The sequence below is a fragment of the Streptomyces sp. AC627_RSS907 genome (genome assembly GCF_019049165.1).
The window spans coordinates 1-826 of record NZ_JAGMUE010000193.1; the positions used below are offsets into that span (position 1 = coordinate 1).

Sequence of the window (826 nt, forward strand, 5' to 3'; positions counted from 1 at the left end):
CACCTGTCCGAAGGCATACCGACCAAGGACGGCTACGCGCGCAGCACCGGCACGGTGCACGCGCTGACCCTCATGATCGACTTCCCGGACACGCCCGGCGAGGGCACGGCGCGACAGCGGTTCGTAGAGTTCTTCCCGCAGACCTCCCGCTGGTTCACCCGCGGTTCGTACGGGCGGCTCGACTACCGGCCCGCCACGCCGATCCGCCACTGGCTCCGGATGCCGCGCCCCTTCACCGCGTACGGCATCGACCGCGGCAGCCCGTACGAGCCCGGCTATCAGCGGCTGCTCAAGGACATCGTGGCCGCGGCCGACAAGCGCGTGGACTTCGGGCGGTACGACCTGGTCAACGTCCTGGTCACGCCGAACGCGGGGCCGCCGGCGACGCACACGGTGCTCTCGGTGACGTTCGCGGACAACGAGCGCGCGCCGCGCGCCGACGGCGTGCGCCTGTCCAATGTCTCGTTCGTCTACAGCCGCCAGGACGACGGCACCGGCACCCTGCGCGAGACCGGTTACCGAGTGCTGCCGCACGAGAACAACCACTCCTTCGGCCTGCCCGACCTCTACACCGCGTCGGGCGCGGGCCGGGCCGGGCACTGGGACCTGATGTCGGAGGACTGGGGGGCCAACAACGACATACTCGGCTGGCACAAGTGGAAGCTGGGCTGGCTCGGCGCGCGGCAGGTCGCGTGCGCTACCGAGAGTCCCGACGCGACCGCCCGAGCCGGAATATCCCGGCACACCCTGACCCCGCTCGCCCGCCCCGGCGGCACGAAGGTGGTCTTCCTCCCCGTGTCGCGACGTGGCGGGTACGCCATGATGG

1 protein-coding gene is annotated in these 826 nt (G+C 71.1%); it reads left to right on the plus strand.

Annotated features, from left to right (window positions below; translation table 11 throughout):
- A partial coding sequence (locus KUM32_RS31370; RefSeq protein ID WP_217145350.1) for a M6 family metalloprotease domain-containing protein occupies window positions 1-826 on the plus strand: 826 nt, incomplete at both ends.